We start from the raw sequence: 15,722 nt of genomic DNA on the forward strand, positions 1-15,722 counted from the left end.
CCCACAACGCGAAAGCAATCAACGTGATCAACACCATCAAGACCGCCTTTGGTCGCTGGCGCACCAGCCCGGCCGCCATGTCGCTGCCACCTAACCTGCTCAAGAACCTGTATCCGCTGCTGCTGCTGGCGATCGGCGTGACGGCCCTGGTGCTGATGTACCTTTGGAACGACCAGTCCGGCTACAAGCCGGTCTTCGGCGCGCGCGAGAAAGTCTCGGCGTCCGACATGATGACCGTGCTCGACACCGACCACATCCCCTACCGCCTGCATCCCGAGAGCGGCCAGGTGCTGGTGCCGGCGTCGATGCTGGGCAAGGTGCGCATGCTGCTGGCGGCCAAGGGCGTCACCGCCCAGCTGCCGGCCGGCCTCGAATTGATGGACAAGAACGACCCGCTGGGCGTGTCGCAGTTCGTCCAGGACGTGCGCTTCCGCCGCGGCCTCGAAGGCGAGCTGGCGCAGTCGATCATGACCATGGACGCCATCGCCCACGCCCGCGTGCACCTGTCGATCGCCAAGTCGACCTCGTTCGTCTCGTCCGACGGCGACAAGTCGTCGGCCTCGGTGGTGGTGGCGCTCAAGCCGGGCCGCACCCTGCAGCCTGAAGCGATCGCCGCCGTGGTCAACATGGTGGCCGGCAGCGTCGCCAGCCTGAACCCGCAGCGGGTCAGCCTGGTCGACCAGACCGGCAACCTGCTGTCGTCGCACATCGACCTGACCGACGGCTTCGACGCCGGCAGCGCCGGCAACGAAAACGGCAAGCGCATCCAGGACGAGGTCAAGGCCAACGTCAAGAACCTGCTGGGCCCGGTGATCGGCGACGACAACTTCCGCCTGAGCGTGATGGCCGCCGTCGACAACGACAAGATCGAGGAAACGGTGGAGAAATTCGGCGCCGACCCGAAAGTGACGAGCGAGGCCATGCGCGAGGAGCAGGACCGCAACCGCATGACCATGGGCGTGCCCGGCACGCTGTCGAACCGGCCGCCGCCGGCCAACCCGAATCCGGCCGACGCCGCCAAGCCGGCCACCGACCCGGCCAGCGCCGGCGACGGCACCGCGCGCAAGAACGCAACCACCCGCCAGTACGCCTACGACCGCAGCATCGTCCAGACCAAGCGCAGCCGTGGCCGCCTGCAAAAACTCAGCGTGGCCGTGGTGCTGGCGCAGGCCGCCGCGCCGACGCCGAAGACCGGCTGGAGCGCCGCCGAGATCGCCAACATCGACAAAATCCTGCGCAACGGCCTGGGCATCAACGCCGAGCGCGGCGACCAGCTGGTGGTGTCGGCCATGAACTTCCCGCCGAGGGCGGCCGTGACGCCATGGTGGGAAGAGCGCGACAACATCGTCGACATCAGCTCCTACGTGATCTACGGCGTCGGCCTGCTGCTGGGCTACCTGTTGATCCTGCGTCCGCTGATGCGCCTGGTCACGGTGCGCTTCACGCCCGATCCGAAGGAATTGCAGCGCGTGGCCGCCGAGCGCCGCGCCGCCGAGGCCGCCGCCGTGGCGGCCGCCAAGGAAGCCAGGGACGCCAAGGACGGCGTGCTGCCGGCGCTGGCGGGCGCCGCCGCGCCGGGCACGCCGGGCGCCGCCCCGGCCCTGCCGGGCGCCGCCGGACAGCCGGGCATGCCGGTGGTGCCGCTGCTGGAGAACTACGATCTGCCGCCACCGGGCTCGGCGGTCGACGTCATGGTCGACCACCTCAAGGTGCTGGCCGCCAAGGAACCTGAACGCGTAGCCGAAGTCGTTAAACAATGGATGCAGAAAAATGGCCGAACTCAATAAACCGCAGGACCAGGACGATTCCGACTACGCCCACGCGGCGCCCAAGCTGTCGCCGGTCGAGCAGGCCGCGATCGTCTTGCTGAGCATTGGCGAGGAGCCGGCGGCCGCCGTGCTGCGCTGCCTGAGCCGCGAGGAATTGCTGGAGGTGACGCAGGTGATGTCGCGCATGAGCGGCATCAAGGTCGAGTCCGTCAAATCGGCAATGCAGACCTTCTTCGACGACTACCGCGAACAGTCCGGCGTGCATGGCGCCTCGCGCAGCTACCTCAAGCGCTCGCTGGACCTGGCGCTCGGCGGCGACCTCGCCAACACCGTCCTCAACAACATCTACGGCGACGAGCTGCGCCCGAAAATGGCGCGCCTGCAGTGGGCCTCGCCGAAGTGGCTGGCCGAATACATCTCCAACGAACACGTGCAGATGCAGTCGGTGTTCCTGGCCTTCCTGCCGCCGGCGCTGGCCGGCCAGATCATCGACGCCCTGCCCCAGGAAGGCCGCGACCTGGTGCTGCTGAATCTGGCGCGCCTCGACGAGATCGACCGCGACCTGCTGCAGGAGCTCGACGAACTGGTGGTGCGATGCCTGAGCTCGTTCGACTCGCAAAGCACCAGCGTCGAGGGCATCCGCCAGGCCGCCGAGATCCTCAACCGCCTGCCGGGCAACCGCGCCCAGATGGTCGAACTGCTGCGCGCCCATGATCCGGAGGTGGTGGCGCAGATCGAGCTGTCGATGTACGACTTCTTCATCCTCGGCAACCAGTCCGAAGTGGCCATCACCCGCATCATCGAGGAAGTGCCGCTGGAGCAATGGGCGATCGCGCTCAAGGGCGCCGAAGTGTCGATCCGCGACGCCGTGCTCAAGACCATGCCGAAACGCCAGGCCCAGGCCTTCGAGGACATGATGCGCCGCGCCGGCCCGATGCCGATGTCGCGCATCGAGCAAACCCGCCAGGAGATCATGGCCACCGTCAAGGCCCTGGCCGACGGCGGCGAGATCGAAATTCAATTGTTCGCAGAACAGGTGGTCGAATGAAGCAGTTCCGCGCCTACCGCTTTCCGCCGCTGGCCCAGTTCACCAACCTCGCCCACCAGCGCGCCGTGGCGCAAAGCCACGGTCAGGGCGGCGACGGCGGCGCCCAGTGGGCGGCGTCGGTCAGCGAGGGTTTTGAACAAGGCCAGCGCGACGGTTACGAGATCGGCATGGCGCGCGGGCAGGAGGACGGCTTCGAGGCCGGCCGCACCGCCGGCCAGGAACAGGGCCGCGAGGAAGGCCGCCACGAAACCCTGGTCGCCTACGACCAGATGGCGCGCCCGGTCGACGCCATGCTCAAAAGTTTGAAGAAGCTGCGCTCGGACTACCGCGCCGCCCAGCGCAAGGAAGTGGTCGACCTGGTGGCCAAGGTGGCGCGCCAGGTGATCCGCGCCGAACTGGCCCTGCAGCCGGTGCAGCTGATGGCCCTGGTCGAGGAAACGTTGGCATCGATGCCACCGACGCGCGAAGAGATCGACGTCTTCCTCAACCCGGAGGAATTGAAACGCATCGCCGAGCTCGATCCGAAACGCTCCAAGCGCTGGAACCTGATTCCCGACGCCCGCCTGGAAGTGGGCGAGTGCCGCATCAAGGCTGGCGATAACGAAGTCGATGCCGGATGTCATCAACGTCTTGCCGCTGTCATGGAACAGGTCGATAATCAATTGCAGGCGGCCGACGGCGGCGACGAAACGGAGACGGAAGAGTGATCGCTGACGCGTTACGCAACCTCGAGCTGGGCTCCGTGCCCATGGCGACCCCGACGGGCCGCCTGGTCGGCGCGTCCGGCTTGCTGCTCGAGGCCGCCGGGTGCCCGCTGCACACCGGTCAGCGTTGCCAAATCGAGACAGTCGGCGGCGAATGGCTCGACGCGCAAGTCGTTGGCTTTCGCGACAAGCTTTCCTTTTTGATGCCGTTCAAAAAAGCGGTCGGGCTGACCACCGGCGCCCGCGTGCTGCCCTCCCCCGAAAAAATCAGCCTGCAAATCGGCTCGAGCTGGCTCGGGCGCATGGTCAACGGCCTGGGCGAACCGATCGACGGCCTGGGCAAGCTGACCGGCGACTTTCCGCTCGAGTCGCAGCCGCCGCGCGTGCATCCCCTGAAGAAAAAACCGGTCACCGAGCCGCTCGACGTCGGCGTGCGCGCCATCAACTCCATGCTGACCCTGGGCAAGGGCCAGCGGGTCGGCCTGATGGCCGGTTCCGGCGTCGGCAAGTCCGTGCTGCTGGGCCTGATGACCCGCCAGACCGTGGCCGACGTGGTGGTGGTGGGCCTGATCGGCGAGCGCTCGCGCGAGGTGCGCGAATTTGTCGACATGTCGCTCGGCAAGGACGGCTTGGCCAAGGCGGTGCTGGTGATCGCCCCGGCCGACGAAAGCCCGCTGATGCGCATCATGGCCACCGAATTGTGCCATTCGATCGCGGCCCACTACCGCGACCAGGGCAAGAACGTGCTGCTGCTGGTCGATTCGCTCACGCGCTACGCGATGGCGATGCGCGAGGTGGCGCTGGCGCTGGGCGAGCCGCCGGCCACCAAGGGCTATCCGCCGTCGGTATTCTCGGCGCTGCCGCAATTGGTCGAATCGGCCGGCAACGGCGAGAACCAGACCGGCTCGATGAGCGCGATCTACACCGTGCTGGCCGAGGGCGACGACCAGCAGGACCCGGTGGTCGACACCGCCCGCGCCGTGCTCGACGGCCATATCGTGCTCACCCGCGAGCTGGCCGAGCGCGGCCACTATCCGGCGATCGACATCGGCGCCTCCATCAGCCGCTGCATGAGCCAGGTCATCACGCAGGAACACATGCTGGCCGCGCGCGCGCTCAAGTCGAGCATGGCGCGCCACAACCGCGTGCGCGACTTGATCCCGCTGGGCGCCTACGTGCCCGGCGCCGATCCGATCACCGACAAGGCGGTCATGCTGCACCCGAAAGTGGAAGATTTTCTGTGCCAGGGCACCAAGGAAGAAGCGCCGTTCGCGCCGTGCGTAAGTGAACTTGAAAAGCTGATGACATGAGCCACAACAACATCCGTAACCTGACCACCCTGGTAGCGCTGCGCAACACCGAGGTCGAGAAGCTGCAGACCGAGATGGCCGAAAAGCAAAACTTGCGCGACCGCTACCAGAAAAACCTCGACCGCCTGACCGGGCTGTATACGAATAGCGGCGCCAGCGGCAACCTGCACCCGGCCCTGGCCGGCAATTGCGGCGACTACAAGCAGGCCGTGATGCAAATGGTCGACAGCCACCGGCTCGACCTGCACATGCACGAGGCCGACATGGCGGTGTCGCAACAGGCGCTCAACGCCGCCTGGGCCAAGCGCGAGGTGCTGGGCAAGGTGCTGGTGACGCAACAGAAGGTGGTGCTCAAGGAAAAGGACGCCAAGGAGCGCAAGCAGCATGACGACCTGGCAACCCAGGCCTGGCTGCGCGGGCAAAAAATCCCCGGGTAATCTTGACGCCTTGTCAGCTCTGTTGTCGCCGCGTCATCGATAGCCTTCAGGACACATTCCAGCGCTGCGCGACACATTTGCAACACCAAAAAAAAAGTTAGAAATATTTTCATACGGAAACGATTAGGGTCGCCTTGTATCAAGGTACACTTCATTCATCCTTTCCAGGAGCAAGATCATGGCAGTCATCAGCAGTCCGACCTACGACCCGAAAACCACCGCCACCAACCTGGCCAACGCCTACGTCGGCCCGACCAAGGCGATCCTCGACGCGCAGGCGGCCGAGGCCAAGGCCACCTCGAGCGCGCTGTCGGCCCTCGGTTCGGCGCTGAGCGCGTTCCAGGGCGCGCTGTCCGGCCTGACCTCGGGCACCAAGACGGTGACGGCCAACACAGCGACCATGAGCAACACGGCGGTCGCCACCGCCAGCGCCAACTCGAAGGCCGTCGCCGGCACCTATTCGTTCTACGTCGAACAGCTGGCCACGGCCGGCCAGGTCTCCTATAACGTTGCCGACAGCACCGCCACCAATGCCGGCTCGCTCAAGATCGCGCTGGCCGACGGCTCGAGCTTCCAGGTCACGCTGACCAGCGCCGACAGCGACATGGACGGCAAGCTCACCGCCAGGGAAATCGCCGCCGCCGTCAACGTCGCCGCCACCAACAACTCGCGCATCTCGGCATCGACGATGACGATCAACGGCGTCTCCAAGCTGGTGCTGACGTCGACCAAGACCGGCGCCGACAACGCCGTCGCGTCGATCGACGTCGCCGGCCTGGGCGACTCGGCGCTGCAGTCCGACCTGTCGGCCAAGACGGTGCTGCGCGCGGCCAGCAACGCCATCGTCTGGATCGGCGGCCAGAACGGCACCAAGATCGAGCAGGCCTCGAACACCATCACCGCCATCGACGACATCAGCTTCACGGTGGCGCAGGCGCAAGCGGCCAACGCCGCGCCGGTGACCCTTACCGTGGGCGCCGACAGCGGCGGCACCGCCGCCAACGTCCAGACCTTCGTGACCGCCTACAACACCCTGCTGGGCGTGATGAACACGCTGACCAGCTCGGGCGCCGAGGGCGCCCAGGGCGCGGACGCCGCGCTGCACGGCGACGCCGGGCTGGCCTCGCTGCGCGACCGCCTCGGCGCGGCGCTGCGCTCGGCCACCGGCGGCCAGTCGCTGGTCACCTTCGGCATCGCGGCCGGACGCGACGGCATGCTCACGCTCGACACCGCCCGCCTGAACAAGGCCGTCGGCAACAATCCGGCCGCGCTCGACACGCTGTTCGGCAAGACCGGCGTCGGCACCAACGCCGGCACCGGCGTGCTGGGCACGATGAACAAGCTCGTGTCGAGCTGGACCAACGCCACCAACGGCTTCATCGGCGCCCGCCAGCAGCAGACGACCAAGGAGCAAAACGCCGTCACGGACCGCCTGGCGACGCTGGAAAACCAGTTCACCAACGCCTACGAGCGCTACCTGGCGCAATTTACCGCGCTGCAGACGCTGCAGGCGTCGATGACGTCGACGTCGAACATGTTCACGGCGATGTTCTCGTCGGACAGCAATAGCTAGCAACCCACTTATCGCCGCGGCAATCGTGCCGCGGATACTTACCCGTACGGTGAATCCCATGTTGAACCATGAAGCTTATAGCAGTTACCACTCCACCAATCTGGACGCCCAGGTGGCACGGGCGTCGCCGATCGAACTGGTGCTGGTGCTGACCGACGGCTTGCTCGAGGAGCTGGCGCGCGCGCGCGGCCACATCGTCGGCAAGCGCTACGAGCTCAAGGCTGTCAGCCTGAACAAGTGCACCGACATCATCAATGGTCTGTCGAGCTCGCTGGACTTCGACAACGGCGGCGAGGTGGTCGAAAACCTCGGCCGCCTGTACGACTACTGCGCGGGCCGCCTCTACACCGCCGGCGTCAGCCTGGACCCGGCCGTCATCGACGAGGTGACCACTTTACTGACGACCATCAAAAAAGGCTGGCTGGGCGTGCAGGCCAAAAATGGATAGGCAAGCGACATTGCTGCAGATGGCAAAGAAAATGAACGCCGCCATCGCCGCCGAGGATTGGAAGCTGCTGGCGGCGATCAACACGCTGGTGGCGTCGACCTTGCCGCACATGGCGGCGCAGGGCAAATGGAGCGGCGCCGAACGGGCCGCCCTGTCGGCCTTGCATGAAATGCATCAGGAAGCGGTACAGCGTTGCGACCTCGCCACCGAAGACCTGGGGCGTCGTCTGAACGAAATGCAGGCAAACAAGGAGGGGTGGCTGGCCTACGCCCTCGACAGCGAACAAGCAGAAAACGGAATTCAAGCATGAGCATCACTATGAACCGCGTCAACCACGCCAGCGCCGCCGACCAGGCCGCCAAAGCCGATTTCGCCGCGCCGGTCGCCGCCAATCGCGGCCAGCAGGAGCGCGCCGGCAACAGCGCCCCCCCGCCAGGCAGGCGGCCCAGCGCAACGCGACCGCGTCCAACGCAACGACGGGCCAGGCCACGCCGGCCAGATCGCCGTCCGGCCCGGCCCCGGCCAAAAGCGCCCAGTCCGGCGCGGGCACGCAAGCGGCCAAGACCACGCAATCCGGCAAGACCGGCCAGGCCGCCGAACCGACCGACGAGCCCAGCGCCGACACCCCGGTGGTGGCGCCGTTCGCCTACCTGCTCAATATGGGTGACCCGGCCGCCGCCAGCCAGGACGATGCCGCGCCGCCGGCCGCCGCTGCAACCGACACAACCGCCAGCGCAAGCGCCGACAACGCCGCCGCGACGGGCGCCGACACGCTGCCGGCCATGCTCGCCTCGATGCTCAACGCCGGCGCCGCCCCCGGCGGCACGCTGGCCATGGCCGCCGACGCCCGCGGCGAGACGGTCAGCGCCGTCTCCACGCTGAGCAACTCGGCCACGCGCCTGAACCTGGCCGCCGCCAGCGTGGCCGTCAACGTCGTCGCGCCGCAGCCGGCCGCCGATGCCGCCGCCGCGCTGGCCGCCGCCCAGCTGCAAGCCACGGCCGGCGCCAGCGCCCAGGGCTTGCCCAACGGCGCCGCCCTGCCCGCCATGGCCCAGCAAACCAAGGCCGACGCGCCCGGCGCCGATGCCGCTCCTGCGCCGGCGATCGACGCGGCCGTCCCACAAACGGCCAACGCCGGTCCGGCACCGCGCGCGCTGCCGCGTGGCGCCGAAGCGGCAGCCGGCCAGCGCGCCGACAACGCCGCCGCGCCGCTGGCCAACGCCGCCGTAACGAAAGACGAGAACCGCGCCACGGCCGCCGCGCCGGCGGCCACCACCGCCGGCGCCGGCCTGACGGCGGGCGCGCCCGCCGCCCCGGCCGCCGCCGGCGCCACCGTCAAGCTCGCCGGCACGCCGGAACAGTGGCAGCAGCCGCTGCGCCAGGCGCTGGGCGACCGCCTGCAGCTCAACCTCCAGCGCAACAACGACCACGCGGTGATCCGCCTGGAACCGCCCAACATGGGCAGCATCGAGATCTCGATCCGCCACAGCGCCGGTTCGCTGCAGGTAAATCTGTCGGCCAACAACAGCGAAGTGCTGCGCCAGCTCAACACCATCGGCGACAGCGTGCGCCAGGACTTGTCCACGCGCCAGTTCGGAGACGTCGCCGTGACGGTGTCGTCGAGCCGCGCGCAGGCCCAGGCCGACGGCGGCGGACGCAACGGCCAGCAGCGCGACCAGAACGACGCCCGCACGCCGGGCCGCGCGCTGTCCGAGGACGGCGCCGCCTCCCTCTTTGCCATGACGTCCGAGCAGGAGTAATCAGTAGATGAAGAACATGAAAATGATTGTCGCGTTCGCCCTGGTGGCGGTGGTCGGCGCCGCCGTCGCCGGCGGCGCGGTGTGGTACATGTCCAAGGGCGACGAGGCCGCCGCCGCGGAACACGACGCCAAGGGCGGCAAGGACGGCAAGGAAGCCAAGGCCAAGAAGGCCAAGAAGGAAGAGAAAAAGGATGAAACGCCGCCGAAGTACCTGACGGTCGACAAGGTCATCATCATGCTCAAGCGGGTGCCCACCGACACCTCGGCCCACTACATGTCGGCCGACCTGGTGATCACCACCAACGCCAAGCTGGAGAAGGAAGCCAAGGAACACTTGCCGATGCTGCGCAGCGTTGCCGTGCGCACCCTGTCGAATTTGCCGATGGCGACCGCGCAAGTGATGACGATCGACCAGTTCGCCAACGAATTGAACAAGGCCTTCGACGAAACCTACGAGCAGGAAGGCCGGGAAAAACCATTTTCCGAAGTCATGATCGGCAAACTCATCATTGAGTAAGCCGGACCGGGCATGAACACGAGCGGAGCGGGCATGGCCTACACAGAGCAGTATGCGGAAACTTATGCCGAAGGCTACAGTGAAGACGGCAAGGCGCCGGTCATGCACAGTGCGGCCGACGAGCAAAAGTATCTGCTCGCCTATGCGCCGCTGGTCAAGCGCATCGTGCGCCAGCTCAATTCGCAGGTCGCCGGCGCCATCGACCGCGACGACATGGAGCAGATCGGCCTGATGGGCCTGCTGGAGGCGCTGCGCCGTTACGGCGAGCCCGACGGCGGCTTCGGCAGCTACGCCAGCCTGCGCATCCGCGGCGCCATCCTGGACGAATTGCGGCGCCAGGACTGGCGCCCGCGCGCGGTGCGCCAGCAAAGCCACAAGCTGCGCGACGCGGTGCGCGCGCTGACCCGCAAGCTCGGCCGCGAGCCGAGCGAGCAGGAGATCACGACCGGCCTGGGCTTGACGGCCGAGGCCTACCAAGCCTACCAGCTCGACGAGAACGCCGAGCTGATCGCCAGTTTCGACGAGATCCTGCAGGACAGCGTCAGCAACGAGAGCGCGCCCAGCCCGGAAGACCAGCTGATGGTGCGCCGCAGCCTGGAACAGGCGCTGCGCGGGCTCGACGAGCGCGAACAGCGGGTGGTGCAAATGTATTACGAATTTGAGCTCAGCTACAAGGAAATCGCCGCCGTGCTGGACCTGACCGACGCCCGCGTCTGTCAGCTCAACAAGGCGGCGCTGGGCAAAATGAAAGCCGTGCTGCAGGCCTGAATCGTTCGGGATTGCACCAGGAATTAGTCAATGACGCGGAAAGGCGAATCATCATGCAGCAAATAGTCGGCATCCTCATCGTTTTAGGCAGCGTCTTCGGCGGCTTCTTCATGATGGGCGGCTCGTTCCATCAAATCTGGCAGCCGATCGAGTTGATCGTCATCGCCGGCTCGGGCCTGGGCGCGCTGGTCATCGGCAACCCGACCCACGTGCTCAAGGAAATGATGACGCAAATTAAAAAAATCGTCACCAAGAAGAAGTACGACTCGGAATTCCAGCGCCAGCTGCTGTTGCTGATGTACGAACTGCTGCAACTGGCCGCCGGCGGCCTCAAGGCGCTGGACGCCCACGTCGAGGCGCCCAAGGACAGTCCGCTGTTCCAGCGCTATCCGCGCGTGCTGGAAGAACCCAAATTGCTGGCCTTCATCGTCGACAACTTCCGCCTGATGGCCATGGGCAAGATCAACGCCCACGAGCTGGAAGGCGTGCTGGAACAGGAACTGGAAGCGATCCACACCGAGCTCGAGCAGCCGGCCAAGTCGCTCGGCAAGATCGGCGAGGCGATGCCGGGCTTCGGCATTCTGGCCGCCGTGCTGGGCATCGTGATCACCATGAGCACCGTGAGCGAAGGCGCCACCTCGGGCGAGATCGCCGAGCACGTCGGCGCGGCCATGGTCGGTACCTTCATCGGTATTTTCCTGTGCTACGGCCTGATCGATCCGCTGTGCAACATGATGAAGCAGCTGGTCAACTCGGAAGGCTCGAACAAGGAAACCGTCAAGGTGGTGCTGGTCACGCACGTGGCCGGCAAACCGCCGCTGCTGGCGATCGACGCCGGGCGCCGCCTGGTGGCGCTGAACATCAAACCGAGCTTTGCCCAGCTGGAACGCTGGATCAACGACCTCGAGGGCCGCGACAGCGAACCAGCCGACAACGCCAGGGGAGGTCGTGGTGCTAAAGCCGCATGACAAGGGGCATGACCAGACCATCGTCAAGCGCGGTGGCGGCAAGCACAAGCACGACGACCACGGCGGCGCCTGGAAGGTGGCGTTCGCCGACTTCTGCCTGGCACTGATGTGTTTGTTCCTGGTGCTGTGGCTGATGGCCGCGCGCAACACGGAATCGCTCGAACAAATCCTCACCGAGGCCAACGGCGCCAAGACCGACCAGGGCAAGGGCGTCATGCCGCAGCAGGTCGGCGGCCCGCGCGGCAGCCTGATCGACCGCTACCCGATGCCGCACTTCGGCACCAGCGACGCGCCCGGCGAGAAGACCAACGCCCAGGGCGAGCCGGACCCGGTGCCGCCGCTCAAGCAGGACAAGGTCAAGTACGAGTCGCAAGCGGACCTGGCCGCGCTGTCGAAGGCGCTGACCAAGATGAGCGCCGATTTCGGCCTGACGTCCAACCTGGAGGCCATCATCACGCCCTACGGCCTGCGCGTGATGCTGCACGACACCGACCGCCAGGGCATGTTCGTGCGCGGCAGCGCCGTGCCGACCGACAAGTTCAGCGCGCTGCTGCGCAAGATGGGTCCGCTGTTCAAGAAGATGGAAAACCAGATGCTGATCGTCGGCCACACCGACTCGCTGCAGTACGCCGACACCAGCTACGCCGCCTTCTCGAACTGGACCTTGTCGTCGAACCGCGCCATGTCGGCCCGCGCCCAGCTGCTGGCCGGCACCATGAATCCGGAATCGGTGCTGCAGGTGGTCGGCATGGCCGACCGCGCGCCGCTCGACACCAAGCGCGTCGACGCCGGCGTCAACCGCCGCATCGAGCTGCTGATCCTGACCACGACGCAAGCGAAGATCATCGCCGCCATGTTCGGCATGCCGGACAACTCGGTGCCGCTGACCGACGAGATCCACACCGCCCTGCCCGACCGCGGCCTGCTGGAAAAGCTGCGCGACTCGCTCGGCGGCGGCGGCGCCCAGCGCCAGCCCGCGCCGGCGCCGGCCGATCCGCGCCGCAGCGGTAACAGCAGCGGCCACAATTAAGCGGTAACATTAAAGATATCGTATGGAAACCAAGCCAAGCAGAGGCACACGTATGAGAATCACGACCTCCACCCCGGACGGCATGACCGTCCAACGCGTGGCCGACGCCGCGCCGGTCGACGCCGGCGAAGCTGCCGCGCCGGCGCCGGCCGCCGCGCCGTTGCAGTCGGCCGTCATGCAGCCGGCGCTGCAGGCGATGCGCGACATGCCCGAAATCGACCAGGAAAAGGTCGACATGCTGCGCGACGCGCTGGCCAAGGGCGAATTGCCGTTCGACCCGGCCAAACTCGCCGGCCTGATCCAGCGCTTCCACGGGAGCGAGCCGTGAACATCGCCGCCATGACGCGCCAGGACGCCATGCGCGTGCTGCTGGCCGGCATCGCCGACGACTTGCGCGCCTACCCCGCGCTGCAGGATTTGCTGGATCAGCAATTCCATGCCGCGCTGCGCCACCAGGCGGCGGAGCTGGGCCGGGCGGCCGAGGCCATTTCGGCCCTGGTGGACGTCTTGCAGGCGCGCCGCGCCCAACGCGTTGCGCTTGCGCAACGTTTACTTGGTCCAACTGCCAACATGGACCAGGCGTTTGCCTTGCTGAAAAATGCTGCCCGAGAGAAAATAGAGTCCGACTGGAAGACGCTGGAAACCATGGTGGTTGAATGCAAGCGTCTCGGCAAGCGCAATAGCGACTTGCTGTTAGAACAGCACAGCATCATGCAGCGCGTGCTGCATGGCGAGGACCAACTTTATGCGCCAGCTTAACTTTATGCCCGCGACGGCGCCGACCGCCGCCACCGTATCGAACATGACCTCCAGCCGCCCCGTCGCGGCTGTGGGCGCTTTCTCGTCTTCGCCTTCGTCCTCGTCCCCCGGCAACTTCGCCTCGACCTTCCGCCAGGTGCAGCAGGATGTCGCCACCTTCATCAGCCACGGCGGCGGCGGCTTCGGCGATCCGTCGCCCTCGCCTTCCGCGTCACAGGCGATGAGCCTGCAGGCGATGGCGTTGCAGCGCTCGAGCGGCGCCATCGATGGAGTCAACGCGGGGGCAAACGACGGCGGCATCGACAACGATCTCAAGAATCAATTCCTGGCCTCCATCAAGCCTTGGGCCGAGGAGACCGGCCAGAAGCTGGGCGTCTCGGCGGACGTGGTCGCCGCCCACGCCGCGCTCGAATCGGGCTGGGGCCAGCAACCGCTGCGCAAGGGCGGTGCCGACACCAACAACCTGTTCGGCATCAAGGCAGGCGGCAACTGGCAAGGTGCCGTGGCAGCGGCCACCACCACCGAATACGAACAGGGCGCGATGGTCAAGAAGACCGAGCGCTTCCGCAGCTACCCGGATGCCGCCAGCGCCTTCCGCGACTATGCCGATATGCTGTCGAGCAATCCGCGCTACCAGGCCGCGCTCAACACCGGCAACGACGCCCGCGCCTTCGCCACAGGCTTGGCGCGCGGCGGCTACGCCACCGACCCCGCCTACGCCGACAAGCTGAGCAAGCTGGCGGCGCAAGTCCAGCGTGGCGCCAGCGCAGCGCTCGATTCCAAGCCTTAACTCAGATCGTCAGGCCAAACAACGAAAAGCCAACCCCTCGGGTTGGCTTTTTCGCTTTCCGGCTGGTGGACGGCACGCTAGCCGTGACGCTCCTGTCCGTCGTGCTTGTCGTGATGATGGTTGTCTTCGTGCTTCGCCGCCACGTGCTTGACCGGCGCCGGCGGTGACGCATGAGGGCGCTCATTGTGCATGGCGAGCATCTCCTGGCGTGCGCCGTTGGCATGCGCCCGCTCGAAATCGTTGACGTCGTGGTTGGACGGCGTGCCGCGCGGCGGGAAAGCCTCGGCGTGCTGGACCGGCCGCATGGGAGCCTCAGCGTGCTGGACCGGTCGCATGGGAGCCTCTGCGTGCTCGACGGGCCGTACCGGCACCTCGGCGCGCAGGACCGGCGCGGTCTCCGGGTGCTGGAAGGATCTCATCGGCGCCTCGGCGTGATGGACGGGCGGCATCGGGGCTTCGGCGTGAGGGCTGGGCGTCGTCGAGGGCTCGGCATGCCGGACCAGCGGCATATGCATGCCGCCGCCGCGCTCCTGTAACGACATCGCCGGGGAGCCAAACGACGGGCGCGTGCCGGGCACCGCGTCGTGGGTGGTGAAATGCGGCACCGTCATCGCGCCGACCGGACGCTGTGCCGGTGGATGGGCCGCCAACGACGTTCCCAGGGGCGCATAATTCGGCTGGAAACGGGCCGCGCCGGGGATCCCGGCAGGCGGCTGCGGAGCGTTGTGAATCGCGACGTTCTGGGTGCGATTGACAACGTTGTTAGTCGTTCGGTAGTTATTGTTGACGACGTTTATATTGTTGACATGATTCACGACCGTCACCGATTTCGAGATATAGGTCGCGTTGTTGTACACCACCGCCGGACGCTGCCAGCCGCCGTCGTAGTGGCGCGGCGCGCCCCAGTTGACGTCCCAGGCATTCCATCCCCAATCATGGTGATGGCTGACGGCCGCGCCCACCAGCACCCCGACACCGAACGAAATCACGCCGGTCGCGACCAGGTTCTCGCCGGAATAGGCCGGCTGAAGGTAGCTGCGGTATACCGGCACCGGCGCGCCATAGACCACCGCCGGATCGTAGCGCGGGACATACACCACATCGGGCTCGGCCGGCTCGATGACGATGGTTTGGGGCGGCGGCGGAATCACCGCCGGCCCCGAATAGACCAGCGGTTCCGCTGGCGATTGCTCGATGTAATTGGGCGGCGGCGCGGCGCGCGCGGTGGTCGATACCCGCAGATGCGGCGAGGATTTCAGGTTGCCCGCCTGCTGCGCGCGCAAGCGCATGGCCTGGATCGCGTTCATCACATCGTTCGGATCGTTGACATAGGCCTCGCCCAGCGCCGTGGTCCACTGGAGATTGCCGGCCATCTGGTTCAGCACACTTGGGAAGGTGGTCAGCGCCTTGACGCTAACATCCCACGGCTGGCCGGCTTCGGCACTCTGCAGCGCGTCGCCCTTCAGCGATGGATTTTGCGCCAGCCACTGGTTGGCGGCGGAGATTTGCTCCGGATAGGTCGCCCCGGCCAGCACCTGGCCGACCAGCTTGTCCGGAAACAGTGCGATCGGCGCGACCATCTGCGACAGCTGGTCGGCCGTCGGCGGCGTGTAGGGCGCGGCCTGCGCGGCGGCCGGCGTGTCCGCCGTCTTCGGCTGCACGGGGTCGGAAGGCTTGTTACATCCGGCAACAGCCAGCAGACTCAGCAACAGCGCCGAGGACACCACGGTCCTCATGTTCTTCGACGGCATACCCATGATTGACATCCTTCCACGCTAAAAGTATGGAACTAGATTAACAATCGCCCGGGCATCAAGCTGTTACCCTTTGTAACGTGCGTA

Annotated in this window: 17 protein-coding genes; 16 read left to right on the top strand and 1 reads right to left on the bottom strand. The window is 66.5% G+C overall.

Annotated elements, in window-relative coordinates:
• Nucleotides 1–23 precede the first annotated feature (23 nt).
• The 16 genes from fliF to AC0IYS_RS18895 all read left to right on the top strand — a co-directional run bounded on the left by fliF (nt 24) and on the right by AC0IYS_RS18895 (nt 13,881).
• On the top strand, nt 24–1,787 hold the full coding sequence (gene fliF, locus AC0IYS_RS18820; RefSeq protein ID WP_471706605.1) for a flagellar basal-body MS-ring/collar protein FliF: 1,764 nt from the start codon (nt 24–26) through the stop codon (nt 1,785–1,787).
• On the top strand, nt 1,771–2,817 hold the full coding sequence (locus AC0IYS_RS18825; RefSeq protein WP_471706606.1) for a flagellar motor switch protein FliG: 1,047 nt from the start codon (nt 1,771–1,773) through the stop codon (nt 2,815–2,817). The genes fliF and AC0IYS_RS18825 overlap by 17 nt, the downstream gene beginning before the upstream one ends.
• Nucleotides 2,814–3,524: a flagellar assembly protein FliH gene (fliH, locus tag AC0IYS_RS18830; RefSeq protein WP_471706607.1), complete on the top strand. Its 711-nt coding sequence runs from the start codon at nt 2,814–2,816 to the stop codon at nt 3,522–3,524. Before AC0IYS_RS18825 ends, fliH begins: the two co-directional genes overlap by 4 nt.
• On the top strand, nt 3,521–4,831 hold the full coding sequence (gene fliI, locus AC0IYS_RS18835) for a flagellar protein export ATPase FliI (RefSeq protein ID WP_471706608.1): 1,311 nt from the start codon (nt 3,521–3,523) through the stop codon (nt 4,829–4,831). Before fliH ends, fliI begins: the two co-directional genes overlap by 4 nt.
• The gene (gene fliJ / locus AC0IYS_RS18840) at nt 4,828–5,268 is read left to right on the top strand and encodes a flagellar export protein FliJ (protein WP_471706609.1); all 441 of its coding nucleotides are present in this window, start codon (nt 4,828–4,830) and stop codon (nt 5,266–5,268) included. The genes fliI and fliJ overlap by 4 nt, the downstream gene beginning before the upstream one ends.
• 178 nt (nt 5,269–5,446) lie before the next feature.
• Nucleotides 5,447–6,841, top strand: coding sequence for a flagellar filament capping protein FliD (gene fliD / locus AC0IYS_RS18845; protein WP_471706610.1), 1,395 nt, complete (start codon nt 5,447–5,449; stop codon nt 6,839–6,841).
• A 58-nt stretch (nt 6,842–6,899) separates the two neighbouring features.
• The gene (gene fliS / locus AC0IYS_RS18850) at nt 6,900–7,289 is read left to right on the top strand and encodes a flagellar export chaperone FliS (protein WP_471706611.1); all 390 of its coding nucleotides are present in this window, start codon (nt 6,900–6,902) and stop codon (nt 7,287–7,289) included.
• Nucleotides 7,282–7,599: a hypothetical protein gene (locus tag AC0IYS_RS18855; RefSeq protein ID WP_471706612.1), complete on the top strand. Its 318-nt coding sequence runs from the start codon at nt 7,282–7,284 to the stop codon at nt 7,597–7,599. Before fliS ends, AC0IYS_RS18855 begins: the two co-directional genes overlap by 8 nt.
• Nucleotides 7,600–7,918: 319 nt before the next feature.
• On the top strand, nt 7,919–9,049 hold the full coding sequence (locus AC0IYS_RS18860) for a flagellar hook-length control protein FliK (RefSeq protein WP_471706613.1): 1,131 nt from the start codon (nt 7,919–7,921) through the stop codon (nt 9,047–9,049).
• A 7-nt stretch (nt 9,050–9,056) separates the two neighbouring features.
• Nucleotides 9,057–9,566: a flagellar basal body-associated FliL family protein gene (locus AC0IYS_RS18865; RefSeq protein ID WP_471706614.1), complete on the top strand. Its 510-nt coding sequence runs from the start codon at nt 9,057–9,059 to the stop codon at nt 9,564–9,566.
• A gap of 33 nt (nt 9,567–9,599) precedes the next feature.
• Nucleotides 9,600–10,334, top strand: coding sequence for a FliA/WhiG family RNA polymerase sigma factor (locus AC0IYS_RS18870; protein ID WP_090313985.1), 735 nt, complete (start codon nt 9,600–9,602; stop codon nt 10,332–10,334).
• A gap of 53 nt (nt 10,335–10,387) precedes the next feature.
• Nucleotides 10,388–11,302: a flagellar motor stator protein MotA gene (motA, locus tag AC0IYS_RS18875; RefSeq protein WP_090315135.1), complete on the top strand. Its 915-nt coding sequence runs from the start codon at nt 10,388–10,390 to the stop codon at nt 11,300–11,302.
• The gene (locus AC0IYS_RS18880) at nt 11,286–12,332 is read left to right on the top strand and encodes a flagellar motor protein MotB (RefSeq protein WP_471706615.1); all 1,047 of its coding nucleotides are present in this window, start codon (nt 11,286–11,288) and stop codon (nt 12,330–12,332) included. The genes motA and AC0IYS_RS18880 overlap by 17 nt, the downstream gene beginning before the upstream one ends.
• A 52-nt stretch (nt 12,333–12,384) precedes the next feature.
• Complete coding sequence (gene flgM / locus AC0IYS_RS18885) at nt 12,385–12,660, top strand: flagellar biosynthesis anti-sigma factor FlgM (protein WP_471706616.1); 276 nt, start codon at nt 12,385–12,387, stop codon at nt 12,658–12,660.
• Nucleotides 12,657–13,091 (top strand): flagellar export chaperone FlgN, encoded by a 435-nt coding sequence (locus AC0IYS_RS18890; protein WP_471706617.1) that lies wholly within the window; start codon nt 12,657–12,659, stop codon nt 13,089–13,091. Before flgM ends, AC0IYS_RS18890 begins: the two co-directional genes overlap by 4 nt.
• On the top strand, nt 13,078–13,881 hold the full coding sequence (locus tag AC0IYS_RS18895; protein WP_471706618.1) for a glycoside hydrolase family 73 protein: 804 nt from the start codon (nt 13,078–13,080) through the stop codon (nt 13,879–13,881). Before AC0IYS_RS18890 ends, AC0IYS_RS18895 begins: the two co-directional genes overlap by 14 nt.
• Nucleotides 13,882–13,958: 77 nt before the next feature.
• Here the strand turns inward: AC0IYS_RS18895 and AC0IYS_RS18900 are convergent, their stop codons facing one another.
• Complete coding sequence (locus AC0IYS_RS18900; RefSeq protein ID WP_471706619.1) at nt 13,959–15,647, bottom strand: DUF3300 domain-containing protein; 1,689 nt, start codon at nt 15,645–15,647, stop codon at nt 13,959–13,961.
• Nucleotides 15,648–15,722: the final 75 nt, after the last annotated feature.

The organism is Duganella sp. AC237, from assembly GCF_979254035.1.